Here is a 905-nt window from a genome sequence, read left to right as displayed (position 1 = left end):
GGAGTGGGCTGCAAAAGAAGTAGGTAGTTTAACCTTCGGGGGGACGCTTACCACTTTGTGGTTCATGACTGGGGTGAAGTCGTAACAAGGTAGCGCTAGGGGAACCTGGCGCTGGATCACCTCCTTATACGATGATTATTGCGATGAGTGTTCACACAGATTGATACGGTTTATGAAGTTTAAGAGATAGAACATCCCCCAAGATGTTCAACTTAGTGTCCCGTTCGTCTAGAGGCCTAGGACACCGCCCTTTCACGGCGGTAACAGGGGTTCGACTCCCCTACGGGATACCATTGGGTCGTTAGCTCAGTTGGTAGAGCAGTTGACTTTTAATCAATTGGTCGCAGGTTCGAATCCTGCACGACCCACCATTCTTCTCCACGAAGAATTAAAACTTATGTGGGCGATTAGCTCAGTTGGGAGAGCACCTGCCTTACAAGCAGGGGGTCACTGGTTCGAGCCCGGTATCGCCCACCATTCTCTAAGTATTTTTGGAATAAAACGTCCAAACCAGAACAAGCAATTGATACTGGTTGGCATTTTTGACTCTGAAAGTCTTTAGAAAATGTAACTTCCTTGTGAAGAAACATAGCTCTTTAACAATTTGGAAAGCTGACAAAACAACAATTTATTGTTGTTTGTAAAGTTCTCAAAGTATTCATTTATGAATACAACTAAAAACACATTCAAGTGTTCTTGGAATTTGAGTCCGGCAAAATCGATATGTCTCTCGCTCATTCAAATAATGAGAGACAACTTTGGTGATTTGATTATCAACTCGAAACTCCTTCGGGTTGTATGGTTAAGTGACTAAGCGTACACGGTGGATGCCTTGGCAGTCAGAGGCGATGAAGGACGTATTAACTTGCGATAAGCCCAGATTAGGTAGTAAAAACCACTTGAGT

The 905-nt window shown here is 43.9% G+C and carries 3 tRNA genes and 2 rRNA genes; all 5 read left to right on the top strand.

Annotation, left to right across the window (positions count from 1 at the left end):
• Nucleotides 1-127 (top strand): 16S ribosomal RNA (locus FKN08_RS23620); the annotation flags it as partial.
• A gap of 90 nt (nucleotides 128-217) precedes the next feature.
• A tRNA-Glu gene (locus FKN08_RS23615) sits at nucleotides 218-293 on the top strand.
• Between the two features lie 2 nt (nucleotides 294-295).
• Nucleotides 296-371 (top strand) — tRNA-Lys (locus FKN08_RS23610).
• 30 nt (nucleotides 372-401) lie between these two features.
• Nucleotides 402-477: transfer RNA gene (locus FKN08_RS23605), tRNA-Val, on the top strand.
• Nucleotides 478-800: 323 nt separating this feature from the next.
• Nucleotides 801-905: ribosomal RNA gene (locus FKN08_RS23600) — 23S ribosomal RNA — on the top strand; the annotation flags it as partial.

It is taken from the genome of Vibrio sp. 1-2 (7-a), assembly GCF_013048515.1.
Classification (GTDB): Bacteria; Pseudomonadota; Gammaproteobacteria; order Enterobacterales; family Vibrionaceae; genus Vibrio; species Vibrio diabolicus.
Note: the sequence above shows the minus strand (reverse complement) of the source record. Positions and strands in the feature narration are given on the sequence as shown.